Below are 23,380 nucleotides of genomic sequence, written 5' to 3'. Positions count from 1 at the left end.
GAATTTATTGCGGGCCGCAAGCAAATTGTTTATGATCGATAACCATTACACCGAAACTCTATCTGGAGATAACCATGCAAGTCATCAGTGCCGACGGCGCCGCCGCCCTGGTTCGCGACGAATCCACCATCTTCCTGGGCGGCCTGGCCATGATGGGACTGGCCGAAGAAGTCCTGATCGCGCTCGAACGGCGCTTCCTGGCCGAGGGCCATCCGCGCCATCTCACCACCTGGGCCTGCGGCGCGATCGGCAATGGCGGCACCGGCGGCATGGTGCATTTCGCCCACAAGGGCATGATCCGGCGCACGGTGGCGGGCCACTTCGGCCAGACCGGCAAGGCGTTGATGGGGATGATCTTCGCGAACGAAGTGGAGGCCTATAACTTCCCGCAGGGGTCGCTGTCGCACCTGACGCGGCATATGGCGGCGCGCACGCCCGGCCTGCTGACCAAGGTCGGACTCGGCACCTTCGTCGATCCGCGCCAGCAGGGCGGCAAGCTCAATCCCAGCGCGGCCGAGGACCTGGTGCACCTGACCGAATTCGCCGGCGAGGAATGGCTGCACTACCCCTGCCCGCAGATCGACGTGGCGATCATCCGCGGCACCGTCGCCGACGAAAAGGGCAACCTCACGCTGGACAAGGAAGGCGTGCACCTGGAGCAGCTGCAGATCGCCCAGGCGGCGCGCGCCTGCGGCGGCATCGTGATCGCGCAGGTGGAACGGGTGGTGCAGGAAGGCAGCCTGCATCCGAAGCGGGTGAAAGTGCCGGGCTACCTGATCGATTATGTGGTGACGGCCAAGCCGGAATCACACATGCAGTCGATCAGCACCGGGTTCAATCCGGCGTTGTGCGGCGACGTGCGCGTGCCGGTGCGCTCGCTCGCGCCGATGCCGCTCGACGAGCGCAAGGTGATCGCGCGCCGCGCCGCGCTGGAACTCGTGCCCGGCGCGATCACCAATCTCGGCATCGGCATCCCGGCCGGCATCCCGTCGATCGCGGCGGAGGAAGGCGTGTCGGACCTGCTCACCCTCAGCATCGAGAGCGGCGTCAACGGCGGGATTCCCGCCCAGGGCGGCGATTTCGCCCTCGCCTACAATGCCGAATCCATCATCGACCAATCGGCGCAGTTCGACTTCTACGACGGCGGCGGACTCGATGCCAGCTTCCTCGGCCTCGCCCAGACCGACGTGCACGGCAACGTCAACGTCAGCATGTTCAACGGCCGGCCGGTGGGTTGCGGGGGCTTCATCAACATCACGCGCTCGACGCGCAAGCTGGTCTTCTGCGGAACCTTCACGGCCGGCGGGCTGGACGTGGCGGTGGAAGACGGGCGCCTGCGCATCGCGCAGGAAGGCCGCTCGCGCAAGTTCATCGAACGGGTCGAGCAGGTCACCTTCAATGGCCATGATGCCGCGCAGCGCGGCCAGGACGTGCTGTTCGTGACGGAACGCGCCGTGTTCCGCTTGACGGCGGACGGACTGGAACTGACGGAGATCGCGCCCGGCGTCGATCTCGAGCGCGACGTGCTGGCGCACATGGGCTTCGCGCCGATCGTGCGCGACGTGCGCACGATGGACGCGCGCCTGTTCATGCCGGTGTGGGGTGGCCTGGCGCAGGCGCTCGCGGCGCGCTGACGGCGCAAACGACGCGCGGGCTCAGGCCTGCGCGTCGTCCTCGTCGTGCAGGAAGATCTTTTGCAGCAGCTTGACCAGTTCGGCGCGCTCGGCGTCGGTCAGCATGGCCGTCGCCTCCAGCTCCAGTTCCGACACGGTCTTCTCCGCCTTGGCGCACAGCCGCGTGCCTTCGGGCGTCAGCACCAGCGTCTGCGAGCGCTTGTCCAGCGGATTGCGCTGGCGGACCAGCAGGCCGCGCTCTTCCAGCTTGTCCAGCAGGATCGCCAGGTTCGGCGGCGACACGTTCACGGCCTTCGACAGGCGCTTCTGGGTGATGTTCGGATTCGCGTTGAGCAGGCTCAGGACGGAAAAATCGACCGCGCGCAGGTTGAACTTCTTCATCCGTTCCTCGAAATGCGGAACGATGGTCAGATAGGCGCGGCGGCAGTTATAGCCGACCAGGCTCAGAAGGAGGCTCTGGTCGAGCGGCTGCCCAGCGGCTTCCTGGACGGCGGTGACGAGTTTGGCGTTTTGGCGAGTGGCCATCGGCATGAACGTTGCAAAAGAAAATCATTATAAAGTAAAAATGCATCGCACGAAGCGTCATAGCCAGGTCGCCGCTAGAGGTCCAGCACGAGCAGCGGGGTCCGCGCACGCGAACAGCAAGGCGTGAACTGGTCGTTGGCCGCGCGCTCCTCGTCGGTCAGGTACAGGTCGCGGTGGTCCGGCACGCCGTCCAGCACCCGCGTCAGGCAGGTGCCGCAGACACCCTCCTCGCATGAATACGGGATGTCCACGCCCTGCTCGGCCAGCACCTTGAGCACCGTCCGGCCCGCGGGGATCGTCACGACCCGGCCGCTCGCTGCGAGCCGCACGTCGAAAGGCCGGTCGCCGTCCGTGTCGACGGCGGCCGCGCCGAAGTACTCGACGTGCAGCTGCCCCGCGGACCAGCCGCGTGCCTTCGCGTTGTCCAGCACGTGGTCGATGAAGCCCTGCGGGCCGCACACGTAGAGATGCGTGCCGGGTTGCGGCGCCGCCAGCAGGCTGGCCAGGTCGAGCGTCCGGTCGGCGTCGTAGTGGACCTGGACCTGCCCGGCGTATCCGGCGCTGCGCATGCGCTCCAGGAAGGCGGCGCGCCCGGGCGAGCGCACGCAATAGTGGAATTCGAACTTCGCCCCGTCTGCCGCCAGCGTCTCGGCCATCGCCAGGATCGGCGTGATGCCGATGCCGCCTGCCAGCAGCAGCGTGCGCTCCGCGTCGACGAGCGGAAAATGGTTCTTCGGCGCGCTGATCGTCAATAGCGTGCCGACGTCGACGTCGTCGTGCATGGCCTGCGAGCCGCCGCGCGAGTCCGCAGCGCGCAGGACGGCAATCAGATAGCGGTGCGTCTCGCCGGGCGCGTTGCACAGCGAGTACTGGCGCACCAGGCCGTTCGGCAGGTGCACGTCGACGTGCGCACCGGCCGTGAACGGCGGGAGCGCGGCGCCGTCGACCGGCACCAGTTCGTAGCTGCAGATAGCCTCCGCTTCCCGGGTCTTGCGCGCGACGCGCACGTTGAAGGGACTCATGCCGCGGCCTCCCCGGCCCGCTCGCGTGCCAGCCAGGCGTCGATGACGCGGCGCGACTGCACGCCGCCCGCGTCGATGTTGAGCATGAGGAGCTTGCGCTCCGGATGGCGCAGGAGGTTCTGCTGCTGCAGCTCGAGCATGGCGCGGTCTTCGCTGAAGATCTTGCCCTGGCCTGCGCGGATGGTCTCCGTCAGCGCCGCGTCCCGCGGCTTGAAATTGCGCGCCATGCCCCAGAAATACCAGTGCGACGTCGCCGTTTCCGGTGTGATGAAGTCGACCACGATGGACGACGCCTTGTGCGCCGGGTCGGCGTGATAGCCGCCCTTGCCGGCATGGGCGACGCCCACCTCGATCATCACGTGGCTCGGCGCATCGAAGCGGCAGATCTGCCAGCGGTCGACCGGGACGTCGTCGGCGAGACCGTTGCCGCGCAACGCGGCCTGCCAGAACGGCGGCGGCATGATGTTCTCCATGAAGCGGCTCGTCACCACCTGCTCGCCTTCGACCTTCGTCGTGACGGACGCCTCGTCGATTTCCTTCTGGCCGATGCTGGACGCGTGCACATACGTCTCGTGCGTGAGGTCCATCAGGTTGTCGATCATGAGGCGGTAATCGCAGCCGATGTGATACAGCCCGCCGCCATAGGCCCATTCCGGATTGTCCGCCCACTCGAGATGGTGGATCGTGGCCGGATCGGCCAGTGCCCTGTCGCCCGGCCAGACCCAGATGAAGCCATAGCGCTCCTCGACCGCATAGCTGCGGATGCAGGGAAATCCGCGCACGCGCTGGCCGGGCATGGCCACGGCCTTGCCGTCGCAGCCCATCTGCAAGCCGTGGTAGCCGCATATGAGGTGGCCATCGCGCAGGAAGCCCAGCGACAGGGGCGCGCCCCGGTGCGGACAGAAATCCTCGACGGCGGCGACCTTGCCGCCCTCGCCCCGGTAGAACACCATCTTTTCGCCGCAGATCTGGCGACCGAGAGGCTTGCCGTCGATCTCGTCGGGCGTGCAGGCCACGTACCACGCATTCTTGGGGAACATCTTGTCTCCTTGTCGTCGGATATTCAACTCACATTCAGTGCGCTGAATGTTTTAAAAAGTATCGCTCGCATCGATGCCGAAGTAAACTGGTGATCCGGATTATTTCGATGGTGCGCCGCACCAGAAGCAGCCCTCAACATGCCAAGCAAACGCCTGCCCGACGATCAGGGATCGTCGCTCGACCTGTACCAGCACCCCGGCCATTTGCTGCGCCGCGCCCAGCAGATTTCGGTGTCCCTCTTCCATGACGAAATGAGCGGCGAACTGACGCCGGTCCAGTATGCGATCCTGAGCCGCCTGGCCGATCATCCCGGCATCGACCAGGTCTCGCTGGCGGGCCTCGCCGCCATCGACACCTCCACCGGCGCCACCGTCTGCGCCCGGCTCGAAGAAAAGGGCCTTCTGCTGCGCGAGGTGATTCCGCATAACCGGCGCCAGCGCGCCCTGACCATCACGCCCGCCGGCGCGGGCCTGCTGGCGGCACTGGAACCGGGCGCCCAGCGCCTGCGCGACCGGATACTGGCGCCCCTGAGCGCGCGCGAGCAGGACGTGTTCATGCACCTGCTGGCCAAACTCGTCAACGGCAACAACGAACAAAGCCGCGCGCCGCTGGCACTTCCCGCGGCCTCCGACGACGTGTAAGGACCCGCGCTTCCGTATCGTCGAACATCGGCGCTTCCGTCCGCGGACCGCGCCGTAACCAACTTTACAACCTCCGATTTTTAGTTATAGAATGAAATGAGTATATTTCATAACTTTAATTGGAGGCACAGGATGGCCAACGCGGCACGCACGATCAAGTCCACGCACACCCTTCCCCGCCGGTCCGGCGTCGCGTTCGCCGTCTTCTGTGCCTGCGCCGCCATGGCCGCGGGCGCGCAGGCACAGACGGCGCCGGCGGCGCCGGACAACGGCGAGCAGCCGGAGCAGGTCGTCGTCACCGGCAGCCGTATTCGCGGCGTGGCGCCGGTCGGCTCGACGGTGGTGTCACTCACGCGCGGCGACATCGAGGCATCGGGCGCCGTCAGCACCGCCAATCTGCTGCAGGAAGTGCCGCAGATGTTCAACCTCGGTGTGTCCGAATCGTCGCGCGGCCAGGCGGGCGGCGCCGGCAACATCACCTATGGGTCGTCGGTCAACCTGCGCGGCATCGGTCCCTATGCCACGCTGTCGCTCGTCAACGGCCACCGCGTCGTGCCCCAGGGGACCACCGGTTCCGGCATCGATCCGTCGATCATTCCGATGCTGGCCCTGCAGCGTGTCGAGATCGTCGCCGACGGCGCCTCCGCCATCTACGGCTCGGACGCGGTGGCCGGCGTCGTGAACCTGATCCTGCGCCGCGACGTCGAAGGCGCGGAAGGCTTCGTACGCTACGGCACGGCGGACGGCTACCACGAGCACCAGGTCGGCGCGCTGCTCGGACACCGGTGGCGCGGCGGCCAGGTCGTCGCCACCGTGCAGAACGATGTCCATACGGCGCTGAACGGGCGCGATCGCGATTTCTTCCGCGGCGACCTGCGCGCCCGCGGCGGCGGCGACTTCCGTTCCACGCAATGCGCGCCCGGGAATATCCTCATCGGCGGTACGTCGTACGCGATTCCGTCCGGCGGCGTCACGCCCGCGAACGCCGGCAGCCTGGCCGCCGGCACCGTCAACAAGTGCGACAACCTGCAGTACGCCGACATCCTGCCGCGCCAGGAGCGCAACAGCGCCACGTTCACGTTCAACCAGGACCTCGGCAACGGCTACGCGCTGTACGCGGACGGCTTCGCCACGCGCCGCACATACCGCATGCAGCCTGGCTCGCCGTCGTCGACCGTCACCGTCCCGAACAGCAACCCGTTCTACGTGCGGCCCGCGGGCGCGCCGGCCGGCTTGTCGGAAGACGTGGCGCTGTCGTTCGCCGGCCAGCTGGCGCCGGACACCGCGACCGGCTATTCGCGCTCGTTCGAAGCCACCGTCGGCATCGACAAGACGCTGGCCGCCGGCTGGAAGGCGGGCGCCCTCTACACGTGGGGCAAGAACAACGACCAGTCCGCGACCGTGCATGGCCTGAACAGCGGCGCCGTCGCGGCCGCGCTGGCGGACACGAACCCGGCGACGGCGCTGAACGTGTTCGGGGGCCCGAACAACCCTGCCACGCTCGCGAAGATCGCGAACGGCCTGTTCATCGCGCCCGGCCAGACGATCTTCCAGAATGCGCAGATCAAGGCCGACGGTCCCCTGTTCGCCATTCCCGGCGGCGACGTGCGCGCCGCGGCGGGCTTCGAATACCAGCGCCTGCGCACCGACGTCGGCTCGACGTTCGGCACGACCGACGCGCCCATCGCCAGCAGCATGGGACTGGGACGCAACATCAAATCCTTGTACGCGGAGCTGGCGGTACCGCTGGTCGGCGCCGCCAACGCGATGCCCGGCATCTACCGGCTCGACCTGGACATCGCCGCCCGCACCGACCGCTACAGCGACGTCGGCAGCACGAACAATCCGAAGGTCGGCTTCAACTGGGCGCCGGTGCAAGGCGTCGTCGTGCACGGCAGCTATGGCACGTCGTTCCGCGCGCCGCTGCTGGCCGAGGTGAACACGCCCGTCAACAACGGCCGCGGCGCGCTGTTCGTGCAAAACTATTCCGACCCGGCCAACGGCGGCGCATTGCGCGTGGGCGTCGCGCGGTCGGCGTCGAACCCGAACCTGCAGCCGGAAACGGCGACCACGAAGTCGCTCGGCATCGACTGGGAACCGGCGTTCGGCCACCATACGAAGCTCGGGCTGACGTACTTCGCCATCAAGTACGAGAACCAGGTGACGAGCTATTTGTCCGACCTGACCTTGCTGAACCGAGAGGCACAGTTCGCCGGCACCGGCATCATCGTGCGCAACCCGTCCGCCGCCATGGTGGCCCAGATGAAGGCGCAATACCCGGCCTTCGGCGTGTTGCCCGAGAACTGGACGCTGTACGTCGACGGCAGCGCCAACAACCTGGGCAAGTCGCTCGCGCGCGGCGTCGACTTCACGGCCAGCACGCGCGTGCCCGCCGGCGACCTGGGCGATTTCGGCTTCGGCGCGAGCGGCACGTATTTCACGAAGTACCAGGTGGCGGTGACGTCCGGGGCCCCGCTCGTCGACCAGCTGAACCGGATCTATAATCCGCTGCGCTTCAAGACCCGTTTGTCGTCGACGTGGAACCTGGATGCATGGAACGCCAACGTCTACGTGAACTACCAGAACGCCTACGACAACAACCTGGCGGCGCCGCTGCAGGAGGTGGCCAGCAATACCACCGTCGACGCGCAGGTCGCGTACCGGTTCGATGCCGGCTTCCTGAAGGACACGACGCTGGCGCTGAACGTGAACAACCTGTTCGACCGCCGGCCGCCGTTCGTGAACATCGCGCAGAGCAGCAACGGCGGCGGCGGTTTCGACCCGACCTTGACCAACCCGGTGGGACGCATCGTGTCGCTCTCGCTCAACAAGCACTTCTGAAACCCATGGAGACCCTCATGCTTCGACAACCCTTACGCACCCTCCTCGCCGCGGCGCTGCTGCCGGCCTCCTTGGCGCACGCGGCCTCGCCCAACGACACGCTCGTCTCGCCGCGGGTAGCGGACGGCCGGGCCGTGTTCAGCGTCCATGCGCCCGACGCGGACGCCGTGCAGCTGACCGGCGAAATGCTCGAATACGGAAAAGCGATGCCGCTGGCGAAGGGCGCGGACGGCGTCTGGTCGGTGGACGTGCCGGGCATCGCGCCGGGCACGTACCGCTACACGTTCCGCGTGGGCGGCGTCGACGTCGTCGACCCGCGCAACACGGAAGCGACGCGCAGCCAGACGCGCGTGCAAAGCCTGCTGCACGTGCCGGGCATCGCCGTCGAGGACGCGCAGCCGGTGCCGCACGGCGCCGTCGCCGTCGTCAACTACCGCAGCCCGGCGTTCACGGCGCCGCGCCGGATGCACGTGTACACGCCGCCCGGATACGCGCCGGCCAAGGGACCGTATCCGGTGCTGTACCTGCTGCACGGCGGTGGCGACTCGGACGAGAACTGGAGCACGGTCGGGCGCGCCGGCTTCATCCTGGACAACCTGATCGCGGCCGGCAAGGCAAAGCCGATGATCGTCGTGATGCCGGCCGGGCACGTGCCGTCGGCCGACGGCAGCATCGCCGGCGCGATGACCGCGATGAGCGCGGACGCGCGCAACGACCCGTTCACGCGCGACCTGATGGAGACCATCATCCCGTACGTGGAATCGCATTACGCCGCCTCGCCGCGCGCCCGCGACCGCGCCATCGCGGGTCTGTCGATGGGCGGGGTCCAGACCGGCAACATCGCGCTGGCCTACGTCGATAAATTCCCGTGGGTGGGCATCTTCAGCTCCGGGTGGTTCCCCGAAATGCGGCCGGACGTCGAACGCCTGCACGGCAAGGACATGGACAAGGCCGCGAAGACGGAGCGCCTGCTGTGGGTCGGCTACGGCAAGACCGACATCGCCCGCGACAATTCGAAGGCGATGCTCAAGATGTTCGCCGCGCACGGCATGCGCTACCAGGAACTGGAGACGGAAGGCGGGCACACGTATGCCAACTGGCGCTTGTACCTGGCCCGCTTCGCGCCGCTGCTGTTCCGCGATTGATGTTAAACGCGCTCGATCGCGAGCGCGATCCCCTGCCCCACGCCGATGCACATCGTGCACAGGCCAAAGCGGCCGCCGGTCCGCTCCAGCTGGTAAGTGGCGGCGGTGACGAGCCGCGCACCGCTCATCCCGAGCGGATGGCCGAGCGCGATCGCGCCGCCGTTCGGATTCACGCGAGGGTCGTCGTCGCGCAGGCCGAGCAGGCGCAGCACGGCAAGGCCCTGCGACGCGAACGCTTCGTTCAATTCGATCACGTCGAACTGGTCCAGCGTCATGCCGGTCTGCGCCAGCAGCTTCTGCACGGCGGGCGCCGGGCCGATGCCCATCACGCGCGGCGCCACGCCGGCCGTCGCCATGCCGACGATGCGGGCGCGCGGTCTCAGGCCGTACTGCGCCGCCGCCTCGGCATTCGCCAGCAGCAGCGCGCAGGCGCCGTCGTTCACGCCCGAGGCATTGCCGGCCGTGACCGTGCCGTCCGGCCGCACGACCGGTTTCAGCTTCGCCAGCGTTTCCAGGCTCGTCTCGCGCGGGTGCTCGTCCTTGGCGAAGCGGATGGGATCCCCTTTCTTCTGCGGGATCAGCACGGGCACGATCTCCTGCTCGAACGTGCCGTCCTGCTGCGCACGCGCGGCCTTGGCCTGGCTCGCGAGCGCGAACGCATCCTGGTCCGCGCGCGAGATCTTGTAATCGTCCGCCACGTTCTCCGCCGTCTCCGGCATCGCATCCGTGCCGTACAGCTTGTGCATCAGCGGGTTCGGGAAGCGCCAGCCGATCGTCGTGTCGTAGATGTTCGCGCTGCGGGAGAACGCGGATTCCGCCTTGGCCATCACGAACGGCGCGCGCGTCATCGATTCCACGCCGCCTGCGATCATCAAACGGGCCTCGCCGCTCTTGATGGCGCGCGCGGCGCTGCCGACGGCGTCCAGGCCCGAGCCGCACAGGCGGTTCACGGTGGAACCGGGAACCTCTTGCGGCAGGCCGGCCAGCAGCGCTGCCATGCGCGCGACGTTGCGGTTGTCCTCGCCGGCCTGGTTGGCGCAGCCGTAGATCACGTCGTCGATGGCGGACCAGTCGACGTCCGGATTGCGGCGCATCAGTTCGCGGATGGGGATGGCGCCCAGGTCGTCCGCGCGCACGTCCTTCAACGCGCCGCCGTAGCGGCCGACGGGGGTGCGGATGGCGTCGACGATGAATGCGTCGGTCATGTTCATTCTCCTGTTATTCAAGGGGCGCCAGCAGCGGCGCGGCGGTCACGGCCTGCAGGTCGGCCAGCGTGAGGCCGGGCGCCATCTCGCGCACGCGCAGGCCCTCGGGCGTCACGTCCAGCACGGCCAGGTCGGTGTAGATGCGGCTGACGCACCCGATGCCCGTCAGCGGATACGTGCAGCGCTCGACGATCTTGCTTTCTCCCGTCTTCGTCTGGTGTTCCATCATGACGAACACCTGCTTCGCGCCGATCGCGAGATCCATGGCGCCGCCGACGGCGGGAATCGCGTCCGGCGCGCCCGTGTGCCAGTTGGCCAGGTCGCCCGTGTGCGACACCTGGAAGGCGCCCAGCACGCAGATGTCCAGGTGGCCGCCGCGCATCATCGCGAACGAGTCCGCGTGGTGGAAATAGGCGCCGCCCGTCAGCAGCGTCACCGGCTGCTTGCCGGCGTTGATCAGGTCTTCGTCTTCCTCGCCGGGAGCGGGCGCCGGGCCCATGCCGAGCAGGCCGTTCTCGCTGTGCAGGAAGATTTCCTTCTCCTGCGGCAGGTAGTTGGCGACCTTCGTGGGCAGGCCGATGCCCAGGTTGACGTAGGCGCCTTCCGGGATGTCCTGCGCCACGCGCGCGGCCATCTGGTCGCGGTTGTATCGGGTGTTCATGCTGCCTCCTTGACGACGCGCTGGACGAAAATGCCGGGGGTGACGATCGCTTCCGGATCGAGTTCACCAAGCGGCACGATCTCGGCGACCTGCGCGATGGTGGTCTTCGCGGCCATGGCCATGATCGGGCCGAAGTTGCGGGCCGTCTTGCGGTACACGAGATTGCCCCAGCGGTCGCCGCGCAGCGCCTTGATCAGCGCGAAATCGGCGTGGATGGGCGTCTCGAACACGTAGTTGCGGCCATCGATGACGCGGGTCTCCTTGCCCTCGGCCAGCAGGGTGCCGTAGCCGGTGGGCGTGAAGAAGCCGCCGATGCCGGCGCCGGCGGCGCGGATGCGCTCCGCCAGGTTGCCCTGCGGCGTCAGTTCCAGCTCGATCCCGCCGGCGCGGTACAGCGCGTCGAAATGCCAGGAATCGGACTGGCGCGGGAACGAGCACACGATCTTCTTCACGCGCTTTTCCTTGATGAGGGCGGCCAGGCCCGTGTCGCCGTTGCCGGCGTTGTTGTTCACGATGGTCAGCTCGCGGGCGCCGTGGGCGATCAGCGCGTCGATGAGCGCGGATGGCATGCCGGCGTTGCCGAAGCCGCCGATCATGACGGTGGCGCCGTCGTGGATGTCGGCCACGGCCCGCTCCAGCGAGTCACAGGTTTTGTCGATCATGGGTTGTCACCTTGTCTCTAATGTGCGATTATCGAACACATGCTCGTCTACCGCACAAAAAGTGTACGCCCGGGCCACGCCGGCCGTCAAGCGCTTCCTGACAACCCGTCCCCATCGATTAGAATTCCGCCATGTCATCCACACCCTCGACCCCAGCCGCCCCGCTCACCATCGCGGAAGAAATCGACGCCCTCGCCGATCCCGACTTCATGACGTCGCTCGCGCGCGGCCTCGCCGTGCTGCGCGCATTCGCCGACTCGCGCAAACCGCAGACCATCGCCCAGATCAGCCAGCAGACCGGCATCCCGCGCGCGGCCGTGCGCCGCTGCCTGCACACGCTGCGGCAGCTCGGCTACGTGGACGCGGAACTGAACAATTTCAGCCTGCGGCCGAAGGTGTTGACCTTGGGGTATTCGTATTTATCGTCGACGCCGCTGACGGCCGCCGCGCAGCCATGCCTGAACGGCGTCAGCAAGGCGCTGGGCGAATCGAGCTCGCTCGCCGTGCTGGAAGAAGACCAGGTGCTGTACGTGGCGCGCGCGGCGACGTCGCGCGTGATGTCGGTGTCGCTGTCCGCCGGCAGCCGCCTGCCGGCGTATTGCAGCTCGCTGGGCCGCGTGCTGCTCGCGCACCTGCCGCCGGACGAGCTGGATGCCTACCTGGCGCACACCACGCTGACGCCCAAGACCGAGCGCACCGTGACGGATCCGGCCACGCTACGCGAAATCCTCGCGCAGGTGCGGCGCGACGGTTATGCCGTCAACAACGAGGAACTGGAACTGGGATTGCGCTCGATCGCCGTGCCGGTGCGCGGCGCGTCGGGCAAGGTGCTGGCGGCGCTGAACGTGGGTGCGCACGCGGCGCGCGTGACGCCGGAACGCATGGTGGAAGAGTTCCTGCCCGTGCTGCGCCAGGGCGCGCAGGAACTCACGATGCTGCTGCCCTGACGGCTGTCAGAAACCGTCGACGGCCGCCGCGTAGTGCGTGACGACGGGCGCGCCGTCGAAGCAGTGGCCCACGAGGCGGCGCCATTCCTGGAAATCGTCGCTCTCGCGGAAGTGGACCATGTGGTCCTCGACCGTGTTCCAGTCCACGAGCAGGCGGTAGGCGCGCGGGTTCTCCACGCCCCGCTGCAGGCGCATGCCGGTACACCCGCGCGCCCGCTGGAACAGCGGCGCTGCGGCGCGCACGCCCGCTTCGAATTGTTCTTCCATGCCGGCCTTGACGAGGATTTCCGCGCTTTCGACGACCATATGCTTCCTTTCGATGGTTGAGGGATGCACCGATTATGCCACCGCGCGCGCCGTCTCGATGGCGTTGAAGCTGAACGGCGCCATCGGCAGCTCGGCATTGGTCGTCAGGCCGCGCGCGACTTCCAGCATGACGCCGCGCAGCCAGATGTGGCACGGGTCGTTTTCCTGGAAGCGGTGCCATTGCAGGCATTCCGCCAGCGGAGGCAGGTCGTACGGCAGCGGCAGCACGCGGATCGGCAGCCGCCGCGCGCACGCGAGCGCAAGGCGCGTGTGCATCGTCGCGACGAGATCCGTGCCGACGAGCGCCGTCGCCATGCTGTAGAAATCGCTGGTGATCACGCGGATGCGGCGCTTGACGCCCAGCGCCTGGAGCAGAAGCTCTTCCATCGTCGGCGAGCGCGGACGGCCCAGCATCGGCGCGATGTGGGACAGACGCTCGTACGTGCCGGCGTCGAGGACGTCGCCCACCTGCGTATTGCCCTCCCAGATCACGGCGCAGTAATGGTCTTCGAACAGCGTGCGCTGCGGATGCTCGGGGTCGAGGAAGTTGCGCGGGATGATGAGGAAGTCGTTCTCGCCGCGGCGCAGCTTTTCCGCCGCGTCGTCCGCGAGGGGCACCAGTTCCAGCGTCATGTTGGGCGCGTCGCGCAGCACGCGCGCCACCACCTGGTTCAGGAAGACCTCGGTCGCATAATCCGACACCATGATCTTCATGCAGCGCGTCTCGCGCGCCGGATCGAACGACACGCGGATGCCGACCGTCGCGTGCACGTGCAGGATCAGGTCGCGCACCGGCCCGACGAGCTGGCGCCCCAGCACCGTCAGTTCCATGTTGCGGCCGACGGCGGCCAATAAATCGTCTTCGAAGAATTCGCGCAGGCGCGCCAGCATGCCGCTCATCGCGGATTGGCTGACGTTCACGCGCGCCGCCGCGCGGGTGATGTTCTGTTCCTCCAGCAGCGCGTCGAGCGCCAGCAGCAGGTTCAGGTCCAGGCGGTTGAAACGCATCGGTTGTCTCCTTGTTATCGTATGGCTCGTGCGGCCGTTTGATCCTTCACTTTATGGACTTTTCATGCGGCTGTCACGCACAAAGGCCAGCAAGGGCGCGGCCAGCGCGTCGTCGCCGCTGTTGATCGCGTAGACCTGGCTGAGGTGATTGTGGTTCGCGACGACCCCGATGCGCGGCTGGAAACCGTGGCGCGTGACGAGCCGCGCGAACAACTCGCCCGCCTGCGCCTGCATCTGGATCGGGTCCAGTTCCGCATACGTGATCGCGAGCGGGAACGGTGCCGCATCGACCAGCTCCACGGTCGACATCGCTCGGTACGCCGCGAAGTCCGTCCCGAAGTAGGCTTCGTTACGCGGGTCCGGCGTCGCGATGCCCAGCTGCGCGCGTGCCAGGTATTCCAGTTCCGCGTTGTACACGCCGGACGCGAGAAAGGCGCCCGCGATCTTCAAACCCTCGGGCGGATGGAAACGGGAGATGAGCGTCGCGGCCGCCACGTGCGCCGCCCCGGCCGATTCTCCCGCGAGCACGATGTGATCGGGATCGCCGCCGTACTGCGCGATGTTGGCCCGCGCCCACGCGAGTGCGGATGCCACGTCCTCGGCCCCGGCCGGCCAGCGGTGGCGCGGCCCGAGACGGTAATTCGGCAGTACCGCCACCACGCCATGCCGTGAAAAATAATGGCCGACGGCTTCCCGGTCGGCCTTGTCGCCGCGGATGAAGCCCCCGCCGTGCAGGAACACGACGACGGGCACCGGCCCGACCGCGCCGACGGCCGGGTATACGTCCAGCCGATGGCGCTCGTCCACGCCGTAGACAACGTCGCGCACGGGTTCCGCGCCGGGCGGCATGCCTTCCAGCAGCGGCGCATACAGCGCCTTCGCGGCCGGCGGATCGATCACGGGGCCGGCCGCGCGGACCGCGCGCAGGATCTCCAGATGCTTGTCGCTCAACGTCATTCGACCTCCTTACAGCGCGGCCAGCGCCGGATCCTTGTGGAAGCGCCCATCCTTCATGATGGCGCGCAGGCGCTTACGATCCTGCAGGATCGTCACGTCCTGCGTCGGATCGCCGTCGACGAGCAGCAGGTCGGCAAGGAAGCCGGGTTTCACCTGTCCCAGCTCGTCGCCCATGCCCATCAACTCGCCGCCCAGCAGGGTCGCGGCGGACAGCGCCTCTTCCGGCGTGTACCCCAGCAGGTTCACGAACAGCTCCAGGTCGCGCGCGTTGCGGCCGTTCGGGTTGAACGGGAAGCCGTAGTCGCCGCCCGGCAGCACGCGCAGGCCGCGCCGGCGCAGTTCCGGCACGAGCTTTCTCTGCAGCTCCAGCACCTCGGCCGCGCTTTTCTTCATGTGGCTCATGTCGAAGTGCGGCGGCGGCGCGGCGTCCAGGGTCGCCTGGATGATGCCGATGGCCGGCGCGATGAAGACGTCGTCGCGGCGCGCTTCCAGCATGTCCAGCGCTTCCTCGTCCGCGTACGTGCAGTGGTACAGCACGCGAAAGCCCGCGCGCAGCCCCATCTTGACGGCGTCGGACGCCTGCGCATGGCACGCGAGCCACACGCCCGATTCGCGCGCCTGCTCGCCGGCCGCATCGGCTTCTTCCTGCGTGTACATCAGCTGCTGCGATGCGCCCGGTTTCAGCGCATCCTCGCCGGACAGCAGGAACTTGACGGACTTGGCGCCGATGGAGGCGCAGTCCTTCACGAAGGCGCGCACGGCGTCGGGCCCGCGGCCGTGCTCCGCGACCTTGCCCGGATCGAGTTCCTCGATGGTCGGGGGTTCGCGCTCAATCGACGACGCGACGAGGCGCGGCCCCGGCATGCCGCCGCTCGTGATGAAGGTGTTCAGCACCGTCTCGACCGTCTTGCTCAGCGCACCCGCCGAATAGGCGCTCGTGAAGCCATGGTCGAGCAGGATGCGCGCGTTGCGGGCCGTCGTCAGCACGAGGTCTTCCGGCGGCAGCGCCATGCCGGGCACGAAGCGCTCGACGGAGCTGGGCCACGACAGATGCGCATGCGCTTCGACGAGGCCCGGCATCAAGGTGCCTTGCTTGCCGTCGATGACGCGGTCGCCGGCCAGCGCCGTGATGCCGCGCGTGCCGTCCGCCACCTCGGCGATGCGATTGCCTTCCACGCGCACCGCGCCGGTCCCCGGGCGCATCTGGCTGCCGTCGAAGATCCTTACGTTTTCAAAAATGATACCGCCCACGTTGTGTCTCCCTGTAGTTCATTCGATAGGCCTAGCGTAGCGGCCGGACCCCATCCGGCCAAAGCCCATTTTGGCGATACCTGCTATCGCCCTTTCACGCCGCGATGCCGTTCGCCCGCGCGATCTGCCCGAGCACGCGGGCGCTCGGTTTCACCGTGCGCTTCATCGTCGCGCGGTCGACGGCAATGAGGCCGTAATGCGGGCCATAGCCGAAGATCCACTCAAAGTTGTCCAGCAGCGACCAGTGGATGTAGCTTTTCACGGGAATGCCGTCCTTCAGGCAATTCGCGACGCCTTCGAGCGCCGTATGGATGTAGGCGATGCGCTGCTTGTCGTCGTCCGTCGACATGCCATTTTCCGTCACGTAGATCGGCACCTTCACGTGCTGCGCCGTGTAGCGGATCGTGGCCTCCAGCGCCTGCGGGTAGTACTCCATGTGCGCCGACGTGAACGTCGCATCCTTGGGCGGCGGCCGCACGCCGTCGGGCCCGATCAATTCACGGGTATAGGTCTGCACGCCGATGAAGTCGCCGTGTTCCGCGATCGCACGGAACCACGGCTCGTACGCGATGGCCCGCTTGCGGTCACGCATCGCCTCGCCGCCGTCGACGGCCTGGTCGTCCGCGATGGCGATCGAGAAGCCGACGGGCAGTTGCGGGCGCACGGCCTTGATGGCCTGGTACGCCGCCGCATGGCCCTTCAGCAGGCCGGCCTCGATCTTTGCGAAATCGCCGAAGATCCACGACGACCATTTACCCGTGCCCGCCAGCTGGCCTGCCTTCGCCAGCATTTCCTTCATGCGCGGATTGTCGGCCATGCCGGACAGCGGACCCGGAATGCCGAACAACAGGCGCGGCAGGTTCGGTTCGTTGAACGTCGTCGCATAGTCGATCAGGTCGCCCAGGTGGCGCGCGGCCTTGTCGCAATAGCGTGCATACAGCTGCGCGGAATCGTCCGCTTCCCAGCCGCCGCGAGCCGCGAACCACGCGGGCGTGACGAAGTGATTGAAGCTCACCATCGCCTTCACCTTGTGCTTGCGGCAGGACAGCAGCACGTCGCGGTAATGCTCCAGCGCCGCCACCGAGAACATGCCCTCCACCGGTTCCACGCGCGCCCACTCGACCGAGAAGCGGAACGTGTTCAGGCCGAGGCTCGCCAGGGTCGCGATGTCCTGGTCGTACAGGCGGTAGTGGTCCACAGCGGCGCCCGACGGCTCCTTGAACTCCGTCGGCTGGATGTTTTCCAGCAGCCAGGCGTCGCTCGCGACGTTATCGCCCTCCGCCTGGTGGCCTGCAATCGCGGCGCCCCACAGGAAGCCGTTGGGGAACGTTCCCCGCGAGGCAGCGGCGTGCGCGGCGGCCGGCAGCAGCGCGGCGCCGGCGAGTGCCGTGCCCAGTCCCAGGATGGTGCGGCGGCGTGCATCGTGATTCATGTTGTCTCCTTTGTTATGTGTTATTGCAACGTGTCGGTCAGCCCGGCCACGAGGTCGTACAGTCCCTGACCGTCGTCGGCCACGCCATAGACGTAGTGATCGGGCCGGACCACGGCCGCATGGCAGCCGTGGCGCGCGAACCAGCGCGCGAGCACGCCATCCAGTTCATCGGCCTGCATGCGGTGCGGTCCGCTCGAGAAGCCGGCGGCATCGGATGGAATGCTGATCAACATGCCGATCCGCTCCGCAAGCGCCAGCAGGCCGGGCGGCAGCTGCGCCGTGCGCAGGTCCGTCACGATGCGCCAGCCCGTGCCCGCCAGTTCGTCCAGCAGCGCCGGGCCGGCGGGTCCGTACACGCGCGGCTGGGGGAACAGCGTGCCGGTGCCCGCGCGGCCGCCGGACGCCAGCAGTCCTTCCATCAGCGGCGGGATGATGTCTTGCCGCGGCACGGTGCGGATGGTGCCGCCGGCCGCGTCGATCAGGGCCATGTCGCGCGCCTGGGCGCGCGCGGGATCGCGTTCGCAGATGACGGCGCCGATCTCCTTGATGCGCGTGGTAAGCCGGCGCACGTGTTCGCGCCGCTCCACCGCGTAGGTGTCGAGCAGCCTGTCCGGCGCTTCACCGCCCAGCACCGCGCGCAGCTTCCACGTGAGGTTGACGACGTCGCGCACGCCCTGACACATGCCCTGCCCCAGGAACGGCGGCTGCTGGTGTGCCGCGTCGCCCGCGATGAACACGCGGCCCGCGCGCCATTCGCGCGCCACCAGTGCATGGAAGCGGTAGCTGGCCTGGCGCCACAGGGCCGCGTCGTCCGGGCCGATCCACCGCCGCAGCACGCTCCACGCACCCTCCTCGGTCGCCATGTACGCGGGATCCTCGCCCGGTAGCAGCGAGATTTCCCAGCGCCGGTGGTTGCCCGGCCCGATCACGTACGTGCACGGACGCGCCGGTTCGCAGTACTGCACGCTGGTCGCCGGCAGCCTGGCCAGCCCCTTCTCGTTGACCTGCACGTCGACGACGAGCCACGGTTCGTCGAACTCCAGGTCTTCCAGCGTGATGCCGACGACGTCGCGCACGGCGCTCGACGCGCCGTCGCAGCCGATCACGTAGCGGGCGCGCACCGCACCCGCGTCGAAGTGGACGGTGGCGCCCTCCGCATCCTGCTCGACGCCGGTGAAACGCCGGCCCAGTACGACGTCGACGGCGGGCAGCGCCTGCACGTGGCGGCGCAGCGCCGCCTCCACGGGCGGCTGGGTGAACACCATCGATGGCATGTGGCCCAGCGGGTATGGCGGTTCGACGGTGGCGAGCCGCTTGATCAGGCGCCCGTCGGCGCCATAGTACTCGGACGGCGTGAACGGCTCGCAGTGCGGCGACACGGCATCCGCCAGGCCCAGGTTCTGGAACACGCGCATGATCTCGTGGTCGAGGGCGATGGCGCGCGGTTTCGGGTAGACCTCGTCGGTGCGGTCGACGACGAGCGTCCGCACGCCGGCCTGGCCCAGCAGCGCCGCGGCGACGGCGCCGGATGGGCCGAAACCGACCACGACGACGTCATAGTCGCCGTTCATGGCTGCTCGTCCTCGATCGTGTTGCGAAGCAGGCCCACGCCTTCGATCTCGACCTCGATCGTGTCGCCGGCTTTCATCCACACGGGCGGCGTGCGCGACTGGCCGACGCCGGCCGGCGTGCCCATCGCGATCACGTCGCCCGGCTCCAGGGTCAGGCACTCGGTCAGCAGCGCGATGGTCTCGGCCACGTCCCAGATCATGTCCTTCGTGTTCGCGTCCTGCATGACCTGGCCGTTCAGGCGCGACTGGATCGACAGGCCCACGCCGCCGGCCGGCAGTTCGTCGGCGGAGACGAGCACGGGGCCCAGCGCGCCCGTGCGGTCGAAGTTCTTCCCGATGGTCCACTGGGGCGTGCGTTTCTGGTAATCGCGCACGGAGATGTCGTTGAAGCACGCGTAGCCGAACACGTAGTCCAGCGCATCCTCGCGCCTGACGTGGCGCGCGCGCCTGCCGATCACGACGGCCAGCTCGGCCTCGTAGTCGAACTTCTCCGACACGCGCGGGCGCGGCGACGCTTCGCCGTGCGCCAGCAGCGACGTCGTCCCGCGCAGGAAGAACCACGGATACACGGGCTTCTCGCGGCCGCTCTCGGCGGCGTGGTCGTAGTAGTTCAGGCCCAGGCAGACGGTCTTGCCGGGTTCCGGCACGACGGGCGCCAGCGCGGCGCCTGCCAGCGGCCGGCGCCCGGCGGTCGAATCGAGCGCGCGGCGGCCGGCGGCGACGAGGTCCACGCCGTCCGCGAGCGCGGCGCGTACGTCGGCGGGAACCTCCGGCACGGCGCGGTTGATATCGACGATCTGGTCGCCGTCGACGACGGCCAGGCGGTTTTCTTTACCGTTGCGGTAGGTGACGAATTTCACTGCTGCTCCTTACTGTTCGATGAAACGGATGGTTTTCTGCGCCTGCTTGATGCGCTCCGACGGCGGCTGCGACACGCCCCACTGGTCGAAGCGGCCCGGCGGCCACTGCCAGTCGGACGGCCCGCCAACTTTGTACGCGTCGTCGACTTGCAGCACGTCGGCCGTGTACTCGATGACGAAATCGTCCGGACCGACGAAGTAGGCAAAGACGTTGTTGCCCGGGCCGTGGCGGCCGACGCCCCATTCGATGGGCCAGCCGGCGTCGCGCATGCGGCCGGCGCCGCGCATCACGGCGTCCAGGTCCGCCATGACGAAGGCGATGTGGTTCAGCGTGTCCGCGTTGCTGTCCGCGAGCGCGATGCTGTGGTGGTCGCTGTTGCAGCGCATGAAGGCCATGATCTTCGTGCGGTCGGACAGGCGGAACCCGAGCGCCTCCTCGAAGAAGCGCTGTGCGACCGCCACGTCAGCGCTATTGAACACGACGTGCGTGATGCGGCTCGGCGCATCGGCGCGCGCGCTTTCCGCATGGCGCTCGTCGCCGTGCACGAAACGCAGGACACGTCCTTGCGGGTCGGCGATCGTGACGGCCGTGCCGCCGCCCGGCTCGTCGACGTCGGCAGGCCCGGCCAGCACGCGGCCGCCGGCATCCGGCGTGCGGGCCGCGATCGCATCGAGATCGGCACGCGCCGCCACGGTGAACGTCACGTTGCGGACATCGGGCGTGGCACTGCGGTGCAGCGCGAGAATATGGTGGAACCGGCCGGCGCCGCGCAGGTAGACGGCGTCCGCCGTCTTCGCGACGGTCTGCAAATGCCAGGTATCGTTATAAAAGCGCTCGGCGGCATCGAGGTCGGTGACCCCGATGGCGATGCTGCGCAGCTGGCCGGCGGGGGATGCGGGCATGTTGACTCCTTATTCGAGCCCGAGGAACCGGGCGGCGTTACGGGTGGCGAGTTGGGCGCGCACGTCCGCGTCGCCGACGGCCGCGGCGATGCTGTCGACGGGACGCGCGTCGTGGAAGGCGAACGGGTAATCGGTGCCTATCATCAGCTGCGACGCGCCGAAACGGTCGACCAGATAACGCAAGGCAGGCGCGTCGAACACGAGCGTGTCGTAGAACAGCCTGCGCGCCTGCGTCGACGGACTCTCCGGCATCGCATCGGCCAGCGCCGGAAACACCTGGCGTGCCTGTTCGAGGCGCGGCAGCAGCGACGCGAGCGTGCCGCCGCCGTGGCTGAACGCCATTTTCAAATCCGGAATGCGGCCGATCAGGTTCGAGGTCAGCACGGAGGCGGCGGCCAGGCCCACGTCGGTCGGATACGCCAGCGCGGGCAGCAGCTTGTCCGGGCCGACGAGGCGGTCGGCGCCGGCCGGCTTCAACGCATGCACGAACACGGCCACGCCCTTGTCCGCGCAGGCCGCGAAGAACGGTGCAAATTCCGGGCTGCCGATCGCCTTGCCGTTGACATTGCTGCCCACTTCGATGGCCTTGAACCCGAGCCGATCGGCGACGTGGTCCAGCTCCGCCAGCGCGAGGTCGAGGTCCTGCAGCGGCACGGCGCCCATGCCGACGAGGCGCCCTCCCGACAGCGCGGCCATGCTCGCGATCTGTTCGTTCATGTAGCGCAGCAGCTGGGCCGCGGCGTTGGGTTCCATCCAGTACGACAGCAGTTCCGGCATCGGCGAGATGGCCTGCACGGCGAGCCCCATCGGGTCCATGTCCTCGATGCGGCGGCTGGCACTCCACGCGCGCTCGGACACGGTCCGGTACACGCTGCCCTGGATGATCACGTGGCGGTGGCACGCATGCGCCGGCGCCATAGCCGGCCAGTCGGGCGGCAAGCGGTTGCCCACGTAGCGCGGCAGGTCGCGCGGAATCACGTGGGCATGCACGTCGATCCCGCACGCGCAGCCGGCCGTATGGTCGTGCGCCACGCTCATGCGGCCACCAGGCCCGCCGCGTTCACGCCCACCGCGCAGATGGCCTCGTCCTGGGCGCCCGTGCCGCCGCTGGCGCCGACGGCGCCCAGCAGGGTGCCGTCCGCCGCCCGGATCGCGACGGCACCGGCCTGCGGGATGAATTTCCCCTGGCTGGACGAGGCCAGCGCGTTGAAGAACACGGGATTGTCCTGCGCGCGCTGGTGCAGCACGCGGCTGGCGACGCCCATGCCGGCGGCCGCGTAGGCCTTGCCGATGGCGATGTCGACGCGCAGCGGCGTGGCGCCGTCCTCGCGCTGCAGGGCGACGGTGTGGCCGGACGCGTCCAGCACCGCGACCGCCACCGGCGGCAAGCCGTCGGCGCGCGCGGCCGCGACCGCGGCGGCGAGGATCGCGCTCGCCTGCGCCAGGGTGAGTGGATTGGATGGGTTCATATTGCCTCCTTCAGTGATGGGTGGGCGCGGCTCGCCACCAGGGCGAAGCAGAGCGTGGCGGCGGCGCTGACCAGGACGGCCAGCAGCGCCTGGCCGCCGAAGCCGGCGCGCATCGCGACCGAGCCGGCCAGCGCGGGACCGATCGCGGAACCGGTCATCATCATCGCGGGCGTCGAGGCCAGCGCGCGGCCGCTCGGGTCCAGCCGGGCGATCAGCCCGAACAGAAAGGTGTGGGTGAAGATCAGCACGGCCGGGTAGATGGCGCCGGCCAGCGCATACGGCAGGAAGTCGGCGGACAGCGTGACGACGAGCGCCAGCGCGGCCTGCAGCGGCGCGGCGACGATGGCCACCCGCACGGGATTGAGGCGCTTCTGCAGCATGCCGGCGACGGCGGCCGGCAGCAGGTTAACGAGGCCGCACACGACGAGCACGCCGTTCACCTTGTCCTGCCCGAAGCCGCGCAGCACGCCGATGCGGTCCAGCATGCTGAACGTGAGCGCCTGGTTCAGCGCCAGGCAGCCCACGCCGAGGATCGCGCACCAGGCCGCGCGGGGCAGCGGCGCCGCCGACGGCGCACGAGCGCCGGTCGCAACATTCGGAAAACCGAAAGCACACGCCAGCGCCGCCGCGCCCATCAGGCCGGCGAACACGAGGAACAGTGCCGGCCCGCCATGCGCGGCGACGGCGGGTGGCACGGCGGCATAGAAGATCACCGCACCGATGCCCAGCGCCGTCCCGGCCATGGCGAACAGCCGGTGCGGATTGGCGCTGCGCCCGATGGTGCCGTGCGTGACCGACAAAGCGGTGCCCGTCGCGATGCCGGCGACGAGGTGCAGCGCGGCGAGCGCGCCGAAACCGGCCACCCGCGACGCGGCGAGAAATGCCAGCGCCGCGACGGCGTAGCCGCCGAATGCGCAGGCGGCGCGCGGCAACCTTGTATAGAGCGGCGCCGCCACGAGGCTCGCGCCGACCGCGCCCAGCAGGAACGCCGTGACGATCATGCCCGCGTGTTCAAGATCGAAACCGTGATGCTGGGCGAGCGTGCCGACCCACACGGGCAGCGCGACCAGGTCGACCATGCCGGCGAAATGGCACAGCATGAGCGCGGCGCGGCCGCGGCCCGCCTCGGGGGAAGTGTGCATGGGATGTCTCCTCGCTTTTTTTGTATGAAAACGATAGCAGCGCGCGCAGGCATCCCGAAGACCAGAGTTTCGATAGGACGTATCAGCGAATCCGATCGATCAGCCATTTGATCATCACCCGCCAACGTCGATAGCAGGTATCACGGAATACGGCTTT

Annotated in this window: 22 protein-coding genes; 5 read left to right on the top strand and 17 right to left on the bottom strand. The window is 68.3% G+C overall.

Annotated elements, in window-relative coordinates:
* The first annotated feature begins 74 nt into the window (after positions 1-74).
* The gene (locus tag ACEN9H_RS12455; RefSeq protein ID WP_413674995.1) at positions 75-1,634 is read left to right on the top strand and encodes an acyl CoA:acetate/3-ketoacid CoA transferase; all 1,560 of its coding nucleotides are present in this window, start codon (positions 75-77) and stop codon (positions 1,632-1,634) included.
* 21 nt (positions 1,635-1,655) lie between these two features.
* On the opposite strand, the gene ACEN9H_RS12450 is transcribed toward ACEN9H_RS12455, so the two are convergent.
* From ACEN9H_RS12450 to ACEN9H_RS12440, 3 genes are all read right to left on the bottom strand, one after another.
* Positions 1,656-2,159 (bottom strand): MarR family winged helix-turn-helix transcriptional regulator, encoded by a 504-nt coding sequence (locus ACEN9H_RS12450; RefSeq protein ID WP_056125393.1) that lies wholly within the window; start codon positions 2,157-2,159, stop codon positions 1,656-1,658.
* A gap of 74 nt (positions 2,160-2,233) precedes the next feature.
* Positions 2,234-3,181, bottom strand: a complete 948-nt coding sequence (locus tag ACEN9H_RS12445; protein ID WP_413674994.1) for a PDR/VanB family oxidoreductase — start codon at positions 3,179-3,181, stop codon at positions 2,234-2,236.
* Positions 3,178-4,221, bottom strand: a complete 1,044-nt coding sequence (locus ACEN9H_RS12440) for a Rieske 2Fe-2S domain-containing protein (RefSeq protein ID WP_413674993.1) — start codon at positions 4,219-4,221, stop codon at positions 3,178-3,180. The genes ACEN9H_RS12445 and ACEN9H_RS12440 overlap by 4 nt, the downstream gene beginning before the upstream one ends.
* A 138-nt stretch (positions 4,222-4,359) precedes the next feature.
* Here ACEN9H_RS12440 and ACEN9H_RS12435 point away from each other — a divergent pair, with 138 nt between their 5' ends.
* From ACEN9H_RS12435 to ACEN9H_RS12425, 3 genes are all read left to right on the top strand, one after another.
* Positions 4,360-4,863: a MarR family winged helix-turn-helix transcriptional regulator gene (locus tag ACEN9H_RS12435; protein WP_413674992.1), complete on the top strand. Its 504-nt coding sequence runs from the start codon at positions 4,360-4,362 to the stop codon at positions 4,861-4,863.
* Between the two features lie 132 nt (positions 4,864-4,995).
* Positions 4,996-7,704 carry a TonB-dependent receptor plug domain-containing protein gene (locus tag ACEN9H_RS12430; RefSeq protein WP_413674991.1) on the top strand — a complete coding sequence of 903 codons (2,709 nt, stop codon included), beginning with the start codon at positions 4,996-4,998 and terminating at the stop codon, positions 7,702-7,704.
* A 17-nt stretch (positions 7,705-7,721) separates the two neighbouring features.
* The gene (locus tag ACEN9H_RS12425) at positions 7,722-8,849 is read left to right on the top strand and encodes an alpha/beta hydrolase (protein WP_413674990.1); all 1,128 of its coding nucleotides are present in this window, start codon (positions 7,722-7,724) and stop codon (positions 8,847-8,849) included.
* A gap of 2 nt (positions 8,850-8,851) precedes the next feature.
* Here the strand turns inward: ACEN9H_RS12425 and pcaF are convergent, their stop codons facing one another.
* Genes pcaF through ACEN9H_RS12410 form a run of 3 tightly spaced genes read right to left on the bottom strand, consistent with a single transcriptional unit; the run spans position 8,852 to position 11,377 of the window.
* Positions 8,852-10,054: a 3-oxoadipyl-CoA thiolase gene (gene pcaF / locus ACEN9H_RS12420; protein WP_413674989.1), complete on the bottom strand. Its 1,203-nt coding sequence runs from the start codon at positions 10,052-10,054 to the stop codon at positions 8,852-8,854.
* Positions 10,055-10,067: 13 nt separating this feature from the next.
* Positions 10,068-10,715, bottom strand: a complete 648-nt coding sequence (locus tag ACEN9H_RS12415) for a CoA transferase subunit B (RefSeq protein ID WP_413674988.1) — start codon at positions 10,713-10,715, stop codon at positions 10,068-10,070.
* A complete protein-coding gene (locus tag ACEN9H_RS12410) occupies positions 10,712-11,377 on the bottom strand; it encodes a 3-oxoacid CoA-transferase subunit A (RefSeq protein WP_056329828.1) in 666 nt (221 codons plus the stop codon). The genes ACEN9H_RS12415 and ACEN9H_RS12410 overlap by 4 nt, the downstream gene beginning before the upstream one ends.
* Before the next feature lie 131 nt (positions 11,378-11,508).
* On the opposite strand from ACEN9H_RS12410, the gene ACEN9H_RS12405 reads away from it, so the two are divergent.
* Positions 11,509-12,324 carry an IclR family transcriptional regulator C-terminal domain-containing protein gene (locus ACEN9H_RS12405; protein WP_413674987.1) on the top strand — a complete coding sequence of 272 codons (816 nt, stop codon included), beginning with the start codon at positions 11,509-11,511 and terminating at the stop codon, positions 12,322-12,324.
* Positions 12,325-12,330: 6 nt separating this feature from the next.
* On the opposite strand, the gene ACEN9H_RS12400 is transcribed toward ACEN9H_RS12405, so the two are convergent.
* From ACEN9H_RS12400 to ACEN9H_RS12350, 11 genes are all read right to left on the bottom strand, one after another.
* A complete protein-coding gene (locus tag ACEN9H_RS12400; RefSeq protein WP_056125375.1) occupies positions 12,331-12,630 on the bottom strand; it encodes an antibiotic biosynthesis monooxygenase family protein in 300 nt (99 codons plus the stop codon).
* Between the two features lie 33 nt (positions 12,631-12,663).
* Positions 12,664-13,638: a LysR family transcriptional regulator gene (locus tag ACEN9H_RS12395; RefSeq protein ID WP_413674986.1), complete on the bottom strand. Its 975-nt coding sequence runs from the start codon at positions 13,636-13,638 to the stop codon at positions 12,664-12,666.
* Positions 13,639-13,689: 51 nt separating this feature from the next.
* Positions 13,690-14,595 (bottom strand): alpha/beta hydrolase, encoded by a 906-nt coding sequence (locus tag ACEN9H_RS12390; RefSeq protein ID WP_413674985.1) that lies wholly within the window; start codon positions 14,593-14,595, stop codon positions 13,690-13,692.
* Between the two features lie 9 nt (positions 14,596-14,604).
* Complete coding sequence (locus ACEN9H_RS12385; RefSeq protein WP_413674984.1) at positions 14,605-15,846, bottom strand: amidohydrolase family protein; 1,242 nt, start codon at positions 15,844-15,846, stop codon at positions 14,605-14,607.
* A gap of 94 nt (positions 15,847-15,940) precedes the next feature.
* A complete protein-coding gene (locus ACEN9H_RS12380; protein ID WP_413674983.1) occupies positions 15,941-17,278 on the bottom strand; it encodes a glycoside hydrolase family 1 protein in 1,338 nt (445 codons plus the stop codon).
* A 20-nt stretch (positions 17,279-17,298) separates the two neighbouring features.
* A complete protein-coding gene (locus ACEN9H_RS12375; RefSeq protein WP_413674982.1) occupies positions 17,299-18,849 on the bottom strand; it encodes a bifunctional 3-(3-hydroxy-phenyl)propionate/3-hydroxycinnamic acid hydroxylase in 1,551 nt (516 codons plus the stop codon).
* A complete protein-coding gene (locus tag ACEN9H_RS12370; RefSeq protein WP_413674981.1) occupies positions 18,846-19,709 on the bottom strand; it encodes a fumarylacetoacetate hydrolase family protein in 864 nt (287 codons plus the stop codon). The genes ACEN9H_RS12375 and ACEN9H_RS12370 overlap by 4 nt, the downstream gene beginning before the upstream one ends.
* Before the next feature lie 9 nt (positions 19,710-19,718).
* Positions 19,719-20,612 (bottom strand): VOC family protein, encoded by an 894-nt coding sequence (locus ACEN9H_RS12365; protein ID WP_413674980.1) that lies wholly within the window; start codon positions 20,610-20,612, stop codon positions 19,719-19,721.
* Positions 20,613-20,621: 9 nt separating this feature from the next.
* Positions 20,622-21,650, bottom strand: coding sequence for an amidohydrolase family protein (locus ACEN9H_RS12360; protein ID WP_413674979.1), 1,029 nt, complete (start codon positions 21,648-21,650; stop codon positions 20,622-20,624).
* Positions 21,647-22,081, bottom strand: coding sequence for a GlcG/HbpS family heme-binding protein (locus tag ACEN9H_RS12355; RefSeq protein ID WP_413674978.1), 435 nt, complete (start codon positions 22,079-22,081; stop codon positions 21,647-21,649). The genes ACEN9H_RS12360 and ACEN9H_RS12355 overlap by 4 nt, the downstream gene beginning before the upstream one ends.
* Entirely contained in the window at positions 22,078-23,223 is a 1,146-nt protein-coding gene (locus ACEN9H_RS12350) for an MFS transporter (protein ID WP_413674977.1), read from the bottom strand. The genes ACEN9H_RS12355 and ACEN9H_RS12350 overlap by 4 nt, the downstream gene beginning before the upstream one ends.
* Between the last annotated feature and the right edge of the window lie 157 nt (positions 23,224-23,380).

This window comes from Massilia cellulosiltytica (assembly GCF_047325105.1).
GTDB lineage: Bacteria > Pseudomonadota > Gammaproteobacteria > Burkholderiales > Burkholderiaceae_D > Telluria > Telluria orientalis.
Note: the sequence above shows the minus strand (reverse complement) of the source record. Positions and strands in the feature narration are given on the sequence as shown.

Coding starts and splice junctions, on each gene's coding strand:
- ACEN9H_RS12455 (WP_413674995.1), top strand. CDS start 75: ATGCAAGTCATCAGTGCCGACGGCGCCGCCGCCCTGGTTCGCGACGAA.
- ACEN9H_RS12450 (WP_056125393.1), bottom strand. CDS start 2,159: ATGGCCACTCGCCAAAACGCCAAACTCGTCACCGCCGTCCAGGAAGCC.
- ACEN9H_RS12445 (WP_413674994.1), bottom strand. CDS start 3,181: ATGAGTCCCTTCAACGTGCGCGTCGCGCGCAAGACCCGGGAAGCGGAG.
- ACEN9H_RS12440 (WP_413674993.1), bottom strand. CDS start 4,221: ATGTTCCCCAAGAATGCGTGGTACGTGGCCTGCACGCCCGACGAGATC.
- ACEN9H_RS12435 (WP_413674992.1), top strand. CDS start 4,360: ATGCCAAGCAAACGCCTGCCCGACGATCAGGGATCGTCGCTCGACCTG.
- ACEN9H_RS12430 (WP_413674991.1), top strand. CDS start 4,996: ATGGCCAACGCGGCACGCACGATCAAGTCCACGCACACCCTTCCCCGC.
- ACEN9H_RS12425 (WP_413674990.1), top strand. CDS start 7,722: ATGCTTCGACAACCCTTACGCACCCTCCTCGCCGCGGCGCTGCTGCCG.
- pcaF (WP_413674989.1), bottom strand. CDS start 10,054: ATGACCGACGCATTCATCGTCGACGCCATCCGCACCCCCGTCGGCCGC.
- ACEN9H_RS12415 (WP_413674988.1), bottom strand. CDS start 10,715: ATGAACACCCGATACAACCGCGACCAGATGGCCGCGCGCGTGGCGCAG.
- ACEN9H_RS12410 (WP_056329828.1), bottom strand. CDS start 11,377: ATGATCGACAAAACCTGTGACTCGCTGGAGCGGGCCGTGGCCGACATC.
- ACEN9H_RS12405 (WP_413674987.1), top strand. CDS start 11,509: ATGTCATCCACACCCTCGACCCCAGCCGCCCCGCTCACCATCGCGGAA.
- ACEN9H_RS12400 (WP_056125375.1), bottom strand. CDS start 12,630: ATGGTCGTCGAAAGCGCGGAAATCCTCGTCAAGGCCGGCATGGAAGAA.
- ACEN9H_RS12395 (WP_413674986.1), bottom strand. CDS start 13,638: ATGCGTTTCAACCGCCTGGACCTGAACCTGCTGCTGGCGCTCGACGCG.
- ACEN9H_RS12390 (WP_413674985.1), bottom strand. CDS start 14,595: ATGACGTTGAGCGACAAGCATCTGGAGATCCTGCGCGCGGTCCGCGCG.
- ACEN9H_RS12380 (WP_413674983.1), bottom strand. CDS start 17,278: ATGAATCACGATGCACGCCGCCGCACCATCCTGGGACTGGGCACGGCA.
- ACEN9H_RS12375 (WP_413674982.1), bottom strand. CDS start 18,849: ATGAACGGCGACTATGACGTCGTCGTGGTCGGTTTCGGCCCATCCGGC.
- ACEN9H_RS12365 (WP_413674980.1), bottom strand. CDS start 20,612: ATGCCCGCATCCCCCGCCGGCCAGCTGCGCAGCATCGCCATCGGGGTC.
- ACEN9H_RS12360 (WP_413674979.1), bottom strand. CDS start 21,650: ATGAGCGTGGCGCACGACCATACGGCCGGCTGCGCGTGCGGGATCGAC.
- ACEN9H_RS12355 (WP_413674978.1), bottom strand. CDS start 22,081: ATGAACCCATCCAATCCACTCACCCTGGCGCAGGCGAGCGCGATCCTC.
- ACEN9H_RS12350 (WP_413674977.1), bottom strand. CDS start 23,223: ATGCACACTTCCCCCGAGGCGGGCCGCGGCCGCGCCGCGCTCATGCTG.